General features: G+C 64.4%; 13 protein-coding genes and 1 tRNA gene. 5 read left to right on the top strand and 9 right to left on the bottom strand.

From position 1 onward, the window contains the following. Positions 1 to 130 precede the first annotated feature (130 nt). Both HMPREF2808_RS09685 and HMPREF2808_RS09690 read right to left on the bottom strand, forming a co-directional pair. Positions 131 to 212 (bottom strand) — tRNA-Tyr (locus HMPREF2808_RS09685). Positions 213 to 288: 76 nt separating this feature from the next. Further along, complete coding sequence (locus HMPREF2808_RS09690) at positions 289 to 1,293, bottom strand: polyprenyl synthetase family protein (RefSeq protein WP_070624552.1); 1,005 nt, start codon at positions 1,291 to 1,293, stop codon at positions 289 to 291. Between the two features lie 93 nt (positions 1,294 to 1,386). Between HMPREF2808_RS09690 and HMPREF2808_RS09695 the strand changes: the two genes are divergently transcribed. Beyond that, the gene (locus HMPREF2808_RS09695) at positions 1,387 to 2,625 is read left to right on the top strand and encodes a geranylgeranyl reductase family protein (RefSeq protein WP_070624553.1); all 1,239 of its coding nucleotides are present in this window, start codon (positions 1,387 to 1,389) and stop codon (positions 2,623 to 2,625) included. Positions 2,626 to 2,672: 47 nt separating this feature from the next. On the opposite strand, the gene HMPREF2808_RS09700 is transcribed toward HMPREF2808_RS09695, so the two are convergent. Genes HMPREF2808_RS09700 through HMPREF2808_RS09730 form a run of 7 tightly spaced genes read right to left on the bottom strand, consistent with a single transcriptional unit; the run spans position 2,673 to position 10,745 of the window. Beyond that, a complete protein-coding gene (locus HMPREF2808_RS09700; RefSeq protein WP_070624554.1) occupies positions 2,673 to 3,362 on the bottom strand; it encodes a demethylmenaquinone methyltransferase in 690 nt (229 codons plus the stop codon). 11 nt (positions 3,363 to 3,373) lie between these two features. After that, the gene (locus HMPREF2808_RS09705; RefSeq protein WP_070624595.1) at positions 3,374 to 4,573 is read right to left on the bottom strand and encodes a glycosyltransferase family 4 protein; all 1,200 of its coding nucleotides are present in this window, start codon (positions 4,571 to 4,573) and stop codon (positions 3,374 to 3,376) included. 8 nt (positions 4,574 to 4,581) lie between these two features. Further along, entirely contained in the window at positions 4,582 to 5,025 is a 444-nt protein-coding gene (locus tag HMPREF2808_RS09710; protein ID WP_070596761.1) for a DUF3592 domain-containing protein, read from the bottom strand. After that, positions 5,026 to 6,717: a 2-succinyl-5-enolpyruvyl-6-hydroxy-3-cyclohexene-1-carboxylic-acid synthase gene (gene menD / locus HMPREF2808_RS09715; protein WP_070624555.1), complete on the bottom strand. Its 1,692-nt coding sequence runs from the start codon at positions 6,715 to 6,717 to the stop codon at positions 5,026 to 5,028. Further along, positions 6,710 to 7,324 carry a hypothetical protein gene (locus HMPREF2808_RS09720; protein WP_070624556.1) on the bottom strand — a complete coding sequence of 205 codons (615 nt, stop codon included), beginning with the start codon at positions 7,322 to 7,324 and terminating at the stop codon, positions 6,710 to 6,712. The genes menD and HMPREF2808_RS09720 overlap by 8 nt, the downstream gene beginning before the upstream one ends. A gap of 10 nt (positions 7,325 to 7,334) precedes the next feature. Further along, complete coding sequence (locus HMPREF2808_RS09725; RefSeq protein WP_070624557.1) at positions 7,335 to 9,686, bottom strand: ATP-binding cassette domain-containing protein; 2,352 nt, start codon at positions 9,684 to 9,686, stop codon at positions 7,335 to 7,337. Positions 9,687 to 9,734: 48 nt separating this feature from the next. Beyond that, the gene (locus tag HMPREF2808_RS09730) at positions 9,735 to 10,745 is read right to left on the bottom strand and encodes an o-succinylbenzoate synthase (RefSeq protein WP_070521283.1); all 1,011 of its coding nucleotides are present in this window, start codon (positions 10,743 to 10,745) and stop codon (positions 9,735 to 9,737) included. 100 nt (positions 10,746 to 10,845) lie between these two features. Here HMPREF2808_RS09730 and dcuC point away from each other — a divergent pair, with 100 nt between their 5' ends. From dcuC to HMPREF2808_RS09745, 4 genes are all read left to right on the top strand, one after another. Further along, positions 10,846 to 12,255, top strand: a complete 1,410-nt coding sequence (gene dcuC, locus HMPREF2808_RS09735; RefSeq protein WP_070624558.1) for a C4-dicarboxylate transporter DcuC — start codon at positions 10,846 to 10,848, stop codon at positions 12,253 to 12,255. Positions 12,256 to 12,319: 64 nt separating this feature from the next. Beyond that, complete coding sequence (locus tag HMPREF2808_RS13820) at positions 12,320 to 12,655, top strand: hypothetical protein (protein ID WP_246818565.1); 336 nt, start codon at positions 12,320 to 12,322, stop codon at positions 12,653 to 12,655. Between the two features lie 13 nt (positions 12,656 to 12,668). After that, positions 12,669 to 12,920, top strand: a complete 252-nt coding sequence (locus HMPREF2808_RS13825) for a hypothetical protein (protein WP_246818566.1) — start codon at positions 12,669 to 12,671, stop codon at positions 12,918 to 12,920. Positions 12,921 to 13,081: 161 nt separating this feature from the next. Further along, positions 13,082 to 13,543 (top strand): DIP1984 family protein, encoded by a 462-nt coding sequence (locus HMPREF2808_RS09745; protein WP_070596766.1) that lies wholly within the window; start codon positions 13,082 to 13,084, stop codon positions 13,541 to 13,543. Positions 13,544 to 13,595: the final 52 nt, after the last annotated feature.

Raw genomic sequence — 13,595 nt, forward strand, 5'->3', positions numbered from 1 at the left:
GCTACGGCCTTCCAGCGAGATCTGTTCCGCCTAGATTAGCCGCGCTTAGCCCCGCCCTATGCCGGGCTGGGCCGCCCGGTGATCAAAAAATCCCGCAGACCCATTTTCTGTGTCTGCGGGATTTGTTTTGTGCCAGGTAGAAGATTCGAACTTCTGAAGGCAATGCCGGCGGATTTACAGTCCGCTCCCTTTGGCCGCTCGGGCAACCTGGCATGCACTCTTGAGTGCGGTTATGTACTTTACTACGAAGTCCCGCCCGACATGCAAATCGCCTGGCAGGAGCACCTATTAGCCCACGCGCTGGACCGTGTAGTCCGCCAACTGGCGCAGGGCTTCACTGGCCGTGCATTCGGGCAGAAGTGACAGCTGGTCTTCGACCACGCGCAGGTACGCGTTGACGTCGGCAAGCGCCTTGTCCCGGCCGCCGGACTTCCACAGCAGGTCGATGGCGCGCTTCACGGAGGCGTCGTCCTCAAGCGGGCCCGTCAGCAGCGCACGCAGCTCATCGCCGACCTCGCCTTCTTCCTCCAGGGCATAGAGCACGGGCAGGGTGAACACGCCCTCGCGCAGGTCCGTACCCGGGGTCTTCCCGGATTCTTCGGAATCGGAGAAGATATCGATGACATCGTCGACGATCTGGAAAATCATGCCCACGGCCGCACCGATCTGTCGCAGCGCCTCGCACTGCTCCGGGCCGGCGCCAGCGTGGTAAGCACCCAGATAGCCGGCGGAGGCGATGAGCACCGCGGTCTTTTCCCGGATGACCGCCGTGTAATGCTCCACGGCGTTAGCTTCGCCGGCACCGATGGTTTCGCGCATCTGGCCGGTGACGAGCTCCTCGAAGGTCTCCGCGAAGTGCTCCACCGTGTGGGTATCCAGCTGGCTCATCAGCCGCGAAGCGTGCGCCAAGAGGGCATCGCCCGCCAAAATAGCCACCGAGTTGGTCCAGCGGAAATTCGCAGAATCCACGCCGCGGCGGCGCTCCGCTTCATCCATGACATCGTCGTGATAGAGCGTGGCCACGTGGACCATTTCCACCACGGTTGCCGCCTTAATCACCTCGGGCGATTGCGAGCGTTCACCAAACTCGGAAGCCAGCAACGCCATCATCGGGCGGAAACGCTTGCCCCCAGCCAGGGAGAGGTGGCGCACCTTGTCTTTGATGAAGTCCTGCCCGCGGTCGAGCTCCGTATTCAGCAGGTCCTCTACAGCAGCCATCCCGGCGTTGATACGCTCGGTGAGCTGCGCATCCCCCAAGTCCACGTGCTTGGCGTGAGTTTGGCCGTGTGACATTAAACGTGTTCCTTTAAGCTCAAAAATCCTAGTGTTTACCTACCGTAGCCCATGGCACGGCCCTCAACACACTTGTGGCCACTATCCCGTGCAATGATAGTCCCCATGTCGGAGCAGATCGATTCCACCCTTGTTGACGTCGCCATCGTCGGTGCCGGGCCCGCCGGCGCTGCCGCCGCTATCCACGCCGCGCGCGCCGGCCATGACACGCTGCTTGTCGACGCCTCCCCCTTCCCCCGCGACAAGACCTGCGGCGATGGGCTGACCCCTCGCGCCATGCACCAGTTGGAGCTCCTCGGCATCGAGGTCAACGCCTCCTATCGCAACCGCGGGCTCAAGCTGCACGGCTTCGGCGGCACCGTGACCGCCCCGTGGCCGTCGACGTACCCCTCGCAGGTGGGAACGGCTCTGCCGCGCTATGAATTCGATGCGCTGCTCGTTGAGGCCGCTCAAGAAGCCGGCGCGCAGCTTCTCACCGGCTCGGCAACGGCCCCGCAGCTCGAGGGCAACCGGCTGGTGGAGTTCTCCGTGGGCAAGCGCCGCGTGCGCGCGCGGTGGGTCATCGTGGCCGATGGCGTGCGCTCGACCTTTGGCAAGCAGCTGGGCCGCACCTGGCACCGCGAGGAGGTCTACGGCATCGCCGCGCGCGCCTACGCCGATTCGCCCCACGACGGCGAGGAGTGGATGCACTCCCACGTGGAGCTCAAGGACCCCGAGGGGGTCGTACAACCTGGCTATGGCTGGATCTTTCCGCTGGGACAGGGGGTCAACATCGGTTTGGGTGCGCTCTCCACCGCCGCCCGCCCGGCTCGTCTCAACACCAAGAAGGCGCTTGATTTCTACGCTGAGCAGCAGCGTTCGGAGTGGGGCTTGGGCGAGCTGCGCAATGTCACCTCGGCGATGCTGCCCATGGGTGGCGCGGTGTCCGGGGTGGCCGGCGCGAACTGGATGCTCATTGGTGACGCTGCCGCCTGCGTCAATCCGCTCAACGGCGAGGGCATCGACTATGGCCTGGAAACGGCGGCACTCGCCGTGGAGATGCTCGGCACCAAGGACCTGACCTTAGCGTGGCCGGAACGCCTGCGCGCCGAGTATGGCGAGGCCTTCCTGCTCGCCCGCACGGCCGCGCGCCTGCTGACCTATCCGCAGTTCCTGCCGCTGGCCGGACCTGTGGCCATGCGCGGCCCCATCGGCCGCATGCTCATGCCGGCCGCCGCACGCCTCATGGGCAACCTCATCACCGACGAGGACAAGGACCTGCTTGCCCGCGCCTGGCGGCTGGCGGGCGGGGCGGTCTCCACGCTGCGCCGCGATACTCCTCTTTGGGCCTAAGCCCTTTGGGTTTTACCTTTCGGCCTAAGCCCATTGGGCTTAGGCCCCTAGGCCGGCTTTACCGCGGAGTGCAGCGCCACGATGCCGCACGTGAGGTTGCGCCAGCCTGCTTGCTCCCAGCCATTGCGGTTGATGGCGGCGGCTAGCTCGTGCTGCTCCGGCCACGCGCGGATGGATTCTGCGAGGTAGATATAGGCCTCCGGGTTGGAGGAGACCACCTTGGCAATCGGCGGCAGCAGGCGGGTCAAGTACTCCTTGTAGACGGTGCCGAAGACCGGGATGACTGGCTTGGAAAACTCCGCCACAGCCAGCCGCCCACCGGGCTTGGTCACGCGCGCCATCTCCCGCAGGCCCAGCTCGAAGTCGTGGATATTGCGCAGACCATAGGAGATGGTCACCGCATCGAAGGTGTTGTCCGCAAAAGGCAGGCGCATTCCATCGCCAGCCACCTTGGGCACATCGCGCCCCGCGCCAGCCGCGAGCATGCCGAGTGAAAAATCACAGGCCACGCACCACGCGCCGGACTTGGACAGCTCCTCCGTGGAAACAGCCGTTCCGGCGGCCAGGTCGAGGACCTTCTCCCCCGGCTTCAGGTTGAGCCGCTCGCGCGTCAGACGGCGCCAGCGCGCGTCCTGACCAAAGGACAGCACCGTGTTGGTGATGTCGTACTTCTTGCCCACCGCGTCAAACATGCGCGCAACATCGAAGGGCTTCTTATCCAGATCTGCCTTAGACACAAGCGCCTAGTCTAGGCCACGCGCGCCCCCAGGGCGCGAGCGGCCCAGCGCGGCAGCTCCGGGCGCTGGCCCAAAATGGTCAGCGGCACCTCGCGGACATTCTCCAAAACTTCCTCGTAATAGCCCAGCAGCTGCTCGCACAGGGCCGGCCACGTCTTGGAAGCAATCGACTGCCTAGCGTTCTCCCGCAGCTCCTCGTGGATCTCCGGGTTGAGCAGCGCATCGACGGCGTTGGGGAGGTCCTCGACGAACGTGGGGACGTCGAGAAGCAGCCCGTTGTAACCTTCCTCAATGAGATCCACCGGGCCGCCCGCGCGCGGGCCGATGGTGGGCACGCCCGAGGCCTGCGCCTCCTGGATGGCCTGGCAGAAGGTCTCAAACTCGCCGGCGTGGACGAAGATGTCCAGGGAGGCATAGGCCGCGGCGAGCTCCTCGCCGCCCAGCGCGCCTGTGAATACCGCGTCCGGCAGTTGGGCCTCCAGCAGCGGGCGCTCTGGGCCATCACCAACGATGACGAGCTGGATGTCCTCGCGTCCGTTAAGCGCGGACAGGCGGTGCACTCCCTTCTCCGCGGCCAGGCGGCCGACGAAGCCGACGATCTTCTTCTTCCCCGTGGGATCCCAGCTCCGGCGCAGCGCCGCCGAGCGCTTCGAGGGGTGGAAACGCTCCGAGTCCACGCCGCGGCCCCAGTGGCGCACGTTCTTGATGTGGTGCTTCTCCAAATCGGAGATGGTGAGCGAGGACGGCGCGAGAGTCATCTGGCAGGCGTTATGGATGGTGCGCAGCCACTCCCACACCCCATAGGCCAGCGCGGAAGCGTGGTACTTGGTGGCGAAACCGGCCACATCGGTCTGGTACAGCGCCACGGCCGGAATGCGTAGCTGACGTGCAGAAAATGCTCCCGCCGCTCCCAGGACGAAGGGGCTGGCCAGGTGGATGATGTCCGGTTTGAACTCCCGCAGCGCCTCATCCACCGCGGACGTAGGAACGCCGACCGGGAGCGAATCCACCAGCGGCACACGCACGGTGGGCACGCGCACGATGGTGAACCCGAGATAATCGGGGATCTCCTCCTGCCCGTCCCGGGCACCGGGGGCGATGACAATGGCCTCGTGGCCGTGCTCGTGGAGGTGTTCGAGGACACGCAGCACGGAGTTGGTCACTCCGTTGACATTAGGCAAGAAGGATTCCGCGACGATGGCTACACGCATGCGCCCCATCATTCCTTTTCTGAGTGCTCGGTTGGTAACGCACGTACTAAATTCCGGTTAATTTTCCCGCTCCCCCACCAGCACGCGCCGGCAATCAGGGTAGCCACGGCCGCGGAGGACAGCGCCGGGATGATCGATAGCGTCCATTCCCGGCCCTCTACCTTAACCAGGTCCGGGTTGCTCTTGGCGTAGAGCACCCACACCTGCTGACCTTCTCCCAACCCAGTGGGATAGAGCAGGCCGGTGGGCGGGGTGTGGTAGATCCCTTCGGAATCCTGGAAGTCCACGAAGGTACGCAAGGTGCCGACATCCGTCACCGTGGCCAGGGCGCGCCCGGGGTTGGCGCCGATGGTGCGGTCATTGAAGAAGGGGCCGATCACCATACCCGCCATGCCCACTAGCGCAGCGGCATAGAGCACCAGGATCAGCTGGCGCACCCGGCGCCGCGGCATTTACTGACCCACCTTGGCGTTCAGAGCCTCCTGCAGCGCGCGGCGCGAGGACCGGGTGGTGTGCGCCTCCACCACGGTGATGCCGGTGGAGTATTCCTTGAGTTCCGCCAAAACGTCGAGAAGCTCCTGCGCCGAGCTCACCTCGCGGTGCTCAGCGCCGCAGGCTTCCGCCAGCTTGGCGACGCCCACCCCATGCGGCGTCCCAAAGGCCCTCTCGAAGGAGGGGCGCAGGGGCTCACGGCCTTGTTCAAGCACCTCGAAGATGCCGCCGCCGTCGTCGTTTGAGACGACGATGGTGAGGTTCTCCGGGCGCGGGTTGTCCTCGGGGAGGATGAGGGCGGTGGCGTCGTGGAGGAAGGTGACATCCCCCATGAGGGCGACGGTGCGCGGGGCGCGGGGCGCGTCGGCCTCGCGGGACTGAGTGGCCAGCGCGATGCCGATGGCCTGCGCGATGGTGCCGTCGATGCCGGCGGCCCCGCGCGGCGAGTAGGTTTCCACGCCGTCGAAAGGCAGACCGATGAAGGAGGCATCCCGCACCGCGTTGGAGGCACCCAGGACGAGGGTGTCGCCGACGGCGAGGGTGTCCCCCACCGCGGCGGCGACGTGGAGGCCGGTAAAGCCGATCTCGGGCTTCGTGGCGTCCTCGCCTGTGGCCTCCGCGAGGACCTCGCGCACGCCCTCGGCCGCCATCTGTGCGGCGCCTTCGCAGATCTTCATCCACTCGCGCGTGGGCTCGCCGCTGATCTTGACGGTGGTGCCCAGCTGTGCAGCCGCACCGCGCGGGTTGGTGAAGTCCTCCGTGCGGGACAGGCAGATGAGGTCGATATCGGGATCACTGAGCAACGCCAGGACGCCGCGGTGCAGGGTGGGATGACCCACGACGATGACCTGGTCCACCTTGGTGTTGACCACGTAGTCATTGGCGGAGACTTGGGCGCGGCGGAAGAGGTGCGCCGCGGCCGGGTGCACCGGGTGATAGGGGGCGGGTGCGGTGGGTTCGGCGATGGTGGGAACATCCTCCAGCCCCTCGACCTCCCAGGCCTCATCGCCCGCGATGACGAGCGTGTTGCGGCTGAGATCGACGGCCACCTCGCCGTGATTGGACCAGCGCGGGGTGCGCGCGCGGCGCTGCGTGTAATCCGTCGGGGTGCTGGGCAGCTCCTCGCCCACGAGTGGGACATCGAAGGCCACGTTGATGTGCACCTGGCGATCATTCAGGAAGCGCTCGGCAATAAGCGGAACATCACTAGTGCTCTCCACCTGGGTGGTCTCTGCGTAAACCCCGAAGATGCCTGGCTGCTCGATGGTCTGGGACGCGCCCGTGCCCACCAAGCGGGCCGGGCGGTCCGCGCTGATCACCGCCAGCGGGGTGTGCGAATAGTGCGCCTCCACCATCGCGGGCAGCGTATTGGCCACCGCGGTGCCGGAGGTCATGACGATGCCGACGTGCCTGCGCTGGACGCGGGCCAAACCTAAGGCGGCGAATGCGGCCGAGCGCTCATCAATGCGGGTATGCACGCGAATATCGCTGCGCGCAAGCAGGGCCAAAGACAACGGCGCATTGCGCGAGCCTGGGCAGAGGACGACGTCAGTCAGGTGACGCGAAAGCTGGGCTGCCAGAGCTTCGGCCAGCTGCATCGACTCCGGTTGTGAGGCTGCCGAGTTCTCAGCATGCGGCTCGGTATTAGGCATTGTCTGCACCGCCCGCACCGGGTTCGCCGTTGCCCGAATCTAGTTGCTCGAAGAGATCATTGAGCAATCCATCCAGATCGGATTCTCCCTGGTCCAGTTGATCCTGGATCTCCGGCGGCAGATCAGTTGGAATCTCCGGTGCGATCTCCGTGGGGATGTCGGTGGGAAGGTTATCCCGCGGCGAATTCTTGGTGGTGGTCACCGTGGTGGGAACCTCGGTGGTCACGGTCTCGGTAACCGGCTCCGGGGCGGGTTTGTCAGCATCCGCTGCCGCACCGCGCCACAGGAAGAACAGCACGCCGGCGAAAACGACGGCGATAGCAGCGATGGCCGCGAAGACATAGGACAGGGCTCCCCCGCCCTTCTTCGGCTGCTCCACCTGGTAGCTGGACGGGACCGGGTCATATTGCGGCTGCTGATAGTTCTGGTCATAGCCCTGCTGATAGGGCTGACCATAGGCCTGCGTGTTTTGGGATCCGGGCTCCGGGAAGTGTTGTTGGGGACGCTGCGGCGGCTGCTGCTGCGGCGCGCCGAACTGGCGGGTTTCGTTCTCACCGGTGACGCGGCCGAACTGCCGCGTCTCGTTGTCACCGTTGTTGTGGGTCATGGGATTTACCTTATCGTGCACCCTTACCACTTAGCACCCGGCCGGTGGGGGTTAGTCCCGCGGCGACCTCGCCCGGCGTGCCATCCGCCACGATCTTTCCGCCCTCCGTGCCAGAGCCCGGGCCCATCTCAATGACTCGGTCCGTGCCGGCGATGAGGTGTCGGTCGTGGTCTGCCACCACGACGGTGTGGGAGGCATCCACCAGCGAGTGCAGCTCAGAAATAAGTAGGTCGATATCGGCCGGGTGCAAACCGACGGTCGGCTCATCCAACAGGTAGACGGTATGGCCCCGGCGCGAATTGCGGGAGCGCTGCAGCTCCGTGGCGAGCTTGATGCGCTGGGCTTCACCGCCGGAAAGCTCCGGGGCGCCCTGGCCTAAGCGCAGGTAACCCAGCCCCACCGCTTCCAGTGTTTGGAGCGCGTGGAGAATCGGTGCTTCATCCGCAAAGACTTCCAGGGCTTCTTCCACCGTGAGGTCGAGGATGTCCGCGATGGTCCGGCCCTGCCAGCGGATGGACAAGGTGTCATCGTTATAGCGCTGCCCCTGGCAGTCCGGGCACTGGGTATAGGAGCCGGGCAGGAAGACCAGCTCGACCTCGATCTGGCCGGCACCACCGCAGGTATGGCACTGGCCTTGCTTGACGTTGTAGGAAAAGCGCGAGACCGTCCATTTTTTCTTCTTGGCCTCCGGGGTGGCGGCGAAGAGCTTGCGCACGTTGTCGAAGAGGTTGGTGTACGTCGCCACCGTGGAGCGCGGGGTTCGGCCAATTGGCTTTTGGGTAATGGAGACCACGCGCTTGACCTGCTCCGGGCACTCCGGGCCAGTGAGCGTGTCCTGGAGCGCGGCCAGCAGTGTGGATTTGCCGGAACCCGACAGCCCAGTAATGGCCGTGAACTGGCCCAGCCCGAAGTCCACATCAAGGCCGTCGATGGTGTGCGAGCGCACCTGGCGCAGCGCGATATCCCCGTGTGCCGGGCGCGCATCGGCCTTGGGCGTGGGGCGCGGGCGGGCCAAGGCACGCGCGGTGGGGGTATCGGCGGAGTCCGCGGCCGCAATGTAATCGGCAACGGGACCCGAGTACACCACCTGGCCGCCGCGCTCACCGGCGAGCGGGCCGACATCCACGATCCAATCGGCCTGCTTGACCAGTTCCATGTCGTGCTCCACCAGCAGCACCGAGTTCCCCTCCGCAATGAAGCGACGGCACATATCCAGCACCGCACCTCGTTCCACCGGGTGCAGGCCCGCAGAGGGCTCATCCAGAACATAGGTCACGCCATAGAGCCCGGAGCGCAGCTGCGCGGCCAGGCGCAGGCGTTGGACCTCACCGCCCGAGAGTGTCTCCGTCGGCCTATCCAAGCTAAGGTGCCCAAGGCCGAGTTCCAGGGCCGATTCAAAGGCGGGGAGAAGCGCTTTAAGCAGCAGGTCTTCAGCGTCATTCGGTTGCGGCTTTTGGGCTTTGAGGAGCTCGAAGACTTCGCTCAGCGGGAGGGCATTGAATTCGTCGATAGGCAGCCCGGCGTAAGTAACCTTGAGGGCCTTCGCCGTCAGCCGGCGCCCCTGACAGGTATCGCACTGGCGGGTTTCCATGAAGCTCAAGACGCGGGCGCGGAGTGTGTCCGACTTCGTCTCCGCATAGGTCTTGGTCAGGTAGCTGGCCACGGAACGCCACGTGCCCTCGTAATTGCGCTGAATCTGATCCGCTCCGCGGCGCGGCTTGACGGTCACCACCGGGCGTTCCTCGGTGAAGAGGATCCACTCGCGGTCTTTTTTAGAAAGCTGCTCCCACGGCGAATCCAGGTCATAGCCCAGTTCTTGCAGGATGTCGTGGAAATTCTTGCCCGCCCAGGCCCCTGGCCACGCAGCAATCGCGCCTTCCTCGATGCTTAAGGAGGGATCCGGCACCATGGAGGCCTCCGTGGGTTCGTGGACCACGCCGGTGCCCTGGCACTCCGGGCACATGCCCTCCGGGGTATTTGGGGAAAAGGAATCGGAGTACAAGCCCTCCGGATTGTCACCGCAGCGCGAGTACAGCAAGCGCACGGAGTTAGACATGGCGGAGATGGTCCCCACCGTGGAGCGCGCGCTGCTTGCCGACGCCGACTGCTGCAGCGCCACCGTCGGCGGCAGGCCTTCGATGCGGCCTACCTGCGGGTCCACCGCCGAGGCAATGAGCCGGCGGGCGAAAGGCGCGACGGATTCCAAATAGCGGCGCTGACCTTCACCGTGGATGGTGCCGAAAGCCAGCGAGGACTTTCCGGAGCCGGACACCCCGGTTACGGCCACGAGCTGGCCGCGCGGCAAATCCACGTCCACGTTGCGAAGGTTGTGCAGGTGCGCGTCTTTCACGGAAATGGTCATGCCCGCCAGCCTACGCTGCCCTCCGGACATGTACCGTGAGCTGTGTTTTTAAAGGTGCGGCCAGCACTCGCGCACGCGCTCGAACCACCACTCGCGGCGCTCGCCCGGCGCGGCGAGTGTGCTCAGGCGATCCGGGTCGGGGGTGAGGGCTTCGGCGCGCAGGTGACCGTCGACAAGCTCGCGTGGTGCTGTCACATCCTCCAGGAACAGCGACCCGGTGGCCAGGCCCGCAGCGGCCGGGGTGACGTCGATGTCTTCGTCGTCATAGATTTGCGGCAAGGCGGCCACTGCGGCAAGTCCCATGGAGATTCCCACCGAGGTATCCAGGGCAGAGGCCACCGTGATGTCCATGTGGCGCTCGCGCAGGTGGGAGGCTACCTCGAGTACTTTGCGCACCCCGCCCAGCGGCGCGGGCTTAACCACGGCGACATCAGCCGCTTGCAATTCCGCCACCCGATAAGGGTCGCTGGCCTTGCGGATAGATTCATCCGCCGCCACCCGCACGAAAATCCCGGCGCGCATGAGCTGGGTGCGCACCTCCTTGAGTTCCTCAACGGTCTTGCACGGCTGCTCCATGTAATCCAGCGGCATGAGCTCCTTGGCCGCGGTGACGGCTTCCTCAACGCTCCAGCCGCAGTTGGCGTCGACGCGCAAAACCGGCACGCGACCCTGTGCCTCGATGTAGGCGCGGACAGCGTGAACGCGCGCGATATCGTCCTCTAGGGTCTGCCCCTTCTCCGCCACCTTGATTTTGAAGGTGCGGCAGCCGGGATAGCGCTCCATGACCTCCGGCACCTGCTCGGCAGGAACCGCAGGGACGGTGCCGTTGACTTCTACCCACTCGCGCACGGGTTCCGGAAAGCCTTCGTAGGCCGCTTCCAGCCCGGCGGCGAGCCAGCGGGCGGATTCCTCCGCCCCGTACTCCAGGAAGGGGGCGAACTCACCCCAGCCCGCGGGGCCATCGATAAGCAATGCTTCCCGGGTCGTAATGCCACGGAACTTCACGGCGAGTGGAAGGGAGACCACGTGGGCGCGGTCAAGGACGTCATCAATGTGCATGACGTTCATCGTACGTGTGGGGGGGGTTGAGCGCGACACCTGTCATAGCCGGTGTTACCTTTAAACAGTAAGTGGATATAACCAGAAGAAGGATCTTTACATGCTCTACCTTCTCATCGCGCTACTGGCCATCGCCGCAGTTGTCTACCTCATCTATAAGAAAGTCCACGCCGCGGCCTCCATCTTTGCCGTTGGCGTAATCCTGCTCATGCTCGCCGCTCTCACTGGGCGCGCGGACTTCCGAACCACAGAAATTGAAGCGACCGGCAATGCCTTCTACGACCAGCTGCTCGTCGTGGACGCGCTGTTCAAGTCGCGCTTCTCCGGCATCGGTATGGCGATTATGGTGCTCTTCGGCTTTGTGTCCTATATGCGCCACATCGGCGCGGATGCCAAGACGGTCGTGGTGCTCTCCTCACCGCTCAAGCGCTTCAAAGGCTCCTACTGGCTGGTCCCAGTGGGCTTCATCCTGGGCACGCTGCTCTCACTGGTGATCCCCTCGGCCGCAGCGCTTTCCCTATTGCTCGTGGCCACACTCCTGCCAGCGCTCATCGCTGCGGGCCTGACACCGCTGACTGTGGGCGCCATCGTCGTGACTTCCTCCACCATCGTGCCCACCCCGCTAGAGGCCGGCCTCATCCAGGGCGCTGATCTGACCAACATGACGCCAACGGAATTCGTCTACGGTGCCGTCGCCCACGCCACGGTTCCCACGCTGCTCATCACCGCCTTCGTCCACATGTGGTGGCAGCGCCACTGCGATAAGGTGGATGCCCGCAAGGCCGAAAGCTCCGGTGAGGTCAGCGCCGATTCGATGCACGATGACGCTACCGAGGAAGCCATCGCCCGCGCAGCCTCCCTGCCGGGTTACTACGCCGTGCTCCCGCTCATGCCGTTGCTGCTCATCATTATCTCCGCCATTCTTAACCGTTTGGGTGTCATCCCCTTTGAGGGCGGCATCCTCCCAGTGACCGTGGTCTCCCTGTTCATCGCGATGGTCATCGAGTCCATCCGCAAGCGCACCGTCACGGGTGCGGTGGATTCCATCTCCAGCTTCTTCAAGGGCATGGGCGAGGGCGCTGCGGGCGTCGTGGCCCTGCTGGTGGCTGCTGCTGTCCTGGTGGAGGGTATTACGCAGATGGGTGTCATCGACATGCTCATCGACGCCGCCGAGGGCTCCTCCGGCGCCGCCGTCCTCATCGTCCTCATCTTCGTCGCCGCCACCGCCGCGATGGCCGCACTCACCGGTTCCGGTACCGCGCCTTACTTCGCCTTCTCTGAGGTAGTGCCCAACCTGGCCTCGCAGACCTCCATCCACGCCCCGCAGATGCTCACCGCCATTTGGGGAACGTCCAACCTCATGCGCCAGGTCTCCCCGGTCAACGCCGCGGTGCTCATTGTTGCCGGCGCCATCAAGGTCAATCCCATCCAATTGGTCAAGCGCACCTCCGTGCCCATGATTGTGGCGACAGTGCTTAACACGCTGTTTGCGTTCATGTTTATTGGGTAGCACTCCCCGGCTGTGGCCTCAGCGCCCCCCTCAAACCACCATGCGGGGCGCTAGGCTACAAGTCATGCGAAAACTCTCTACTCTCTCTTTTCTCATCGCCGCCGGAATTGCATTGAGCGCCTGCGGCGATAATCCTGACGCTTCCGCACCTGCTAGTGAGGCTTCTGCCGACAGCCAATTAACCTCCGTTGCGGCCTCAGTGACTGCCTCCACTTCCGAGGCCCCCGAGGACAGCGGCCCCGCGCCGACTCTTAACGATGCCCCGAGCGGCACTCCCGCCGCGGACGACAACGCCAACCCCAACCCGGGCGGCCACAACATCAACGTCGGGCAAGTCGGCGGTGCATGCGGCTATACCAATCAAGGAGACAAGATCCACGCGGGAAAACACCTCCTGTGAGTTCGCCGCCGCTATGTTTGATGAGGCCATCAAGCACACCTTCACCTGGTCGCAGCGCAGTTCTACCGTGAATGGCTCCTACAACACCCGCATTACAGCCATGAGCCCGGCGACCAAACAAACCTACGACCTGTATTGCGCCATGGGCTCTGACACTCGAACTTTCTACTGCGGCATCGACGGCGACAATTCTGTCTACGCCAGCTTTGAAGAGGCCAATCGCCAGACGTGGACTAACCGGCTGTCTACCGAAGGCCAGCCGTAGCGAGCAACCAAACATGACGTACACAACGATCAAATAAGGCCCCAGATCATCGAAGTTTTCGGCCGCTATTTGTTAGAAGTGTCACGCCGCCAATGCGAAGCCTCCTGCCTGCCGTACAATTGCACAGACAATCAATCCCATTAAGGGTTAAAGGAGGAACCATGCTACTTGCTGAAGCCTTGGCCGAACGCGCCCAGGCGCAGGAGCGCCTCAACTCGCTGAGTGACCGACTCGCGGCAACCGTCCGCATCCAGGAAGGCGATGAACCGGATGAGAACCCGACGGATCTCCTCCGTGAGCTGGAGGGCGTAACCAAGCGCATCGATGAGCTCGTCATCGCGATCAACGCCACGAACACGGCTACCGCGTTCGACGATGAGATCACGCTGATGGAGGCACTCGCACTTCGTGATGGACTGCTGCGCAAGCGCCGCATCTACCAGGGGTTGGCAGAGCGCGCGGGTGCGCGCCACGACCGCTACTCCCGCTCGGAGATCAAGTTCGTGGCCACCGTGCCCGTGCCGAAGCTGCGCGAGCGCGCCGATGATCTGGCCCGCCAGTACCGCGAGCTCGATACCCGCATCCAGCAGCTGAACTGGAATACGGAACTGATAATTAAATAGCGACTGCCGCTAGTTGTGCCGCATTCTTGCGGCACGTAGTCATGTCGTTCGA

Origin of the sequence: Corynebacterium sp. HMSC078A10 (assembly GCF_001811565.1) — a bacterium.
Classification (GTDB): domain Bacteria; phylum Actinomycetota; class Actinomycetes; order Mycobacteriales; family Mycobacteriaceae; genus Corynebacterium; species Corynebacterium hesseae.

Excerpts from the sequence above, each read along its gene's own strand:
- HMPREF2808_RS09690 (WP_070624552.1), bottom strand. The coding sequence starts at position 1,293 with ATGTCACACGGCCAAACTCACGCCAAGCACGTGGACTTGGGGGATGCG.
- HMPREF2808_RS09695 (WP_070624553.1), top strand. The coding sequence starts at position 1,387 with ATGATAGTCCCCATGTCGGAGCAGATCGATTCCACCCTTGTTGACGTC.
- HMPREF2808_RS09705 (WP_070624595.1), bottom strand. The coding sequence starts at position 4,573 with ATGCGTGTAGCCATCGTCGCGGAATCCTTCTTGCCTAATGTCAACGGA.
- HMPREF2808_RS09710 (WP_070596761.1), bottom strand. The coding sequence starts at position 5,025 with ATGCCGCGGCGCCGGGTGCGCCAGCTGATCCTGGTGCTCTATGCCGCT.
- menD (WP_070624555.1), bottom strand. The coding sequence starts at position 6,717 with ATGCCTAATACCGAGCCGCATGCTGAGAACTCGGCAGCCTCACAACCG.
- HMPREF2808_RS09720 (WP_070624556.1), bottom strand. The coding sequence starts at position 7,324 with ATGACCCACAACAACGGTGACAACGAGACGCGGCAGTTCGGCCGCGTC.
- HMPREF2808_RS09725 (WP_070624557.1), bottom strand. The coding sequence starts at position 9,686 with ATGACCATTTCCGTGAAAGACGCGCACCTGCACAACCTTCGCAACGTG.
- HMPREF2808_RS09730 (WP_070521283.1), bottom strand. The coding sequence starts at position 10,745 with ATGCACATTGATGACGTCCTTGACCGCGCCCACGTGGTCTCCCTTCCA.
- dcuC (WP_070624558.1), top strand. The coding sequence starts at position 10,846 with ATGCTCTACCTTCTCATCGCGCTACTGGCCATCGCCGCAGTTGTCTAC.
- HMPREF2808_RS13820 (WP_246818565.1), top strand. The coding sequence starts at position 12,320 with ATGCGAAAACTCTCTACTCTCTCTTTTCTCATCGCCGCCGGAATTGCA.
- HMPREF2808_RS13825 (WP_246818566.1), top strand. The coding sequence starts at position 12,669 with ATGTTTGATGAGGCCATCAAGCACACCTTCACCTGGTCGCAGCGCAGT.
- HMPREF2808_RS09745 (WP_070596766.1), top strand. The coding sequence starts at position 13,082 with ATGCTACTTGCTGAAGCCTTGGCCGAACGCGCCCAGGCGCAGGAGCGC.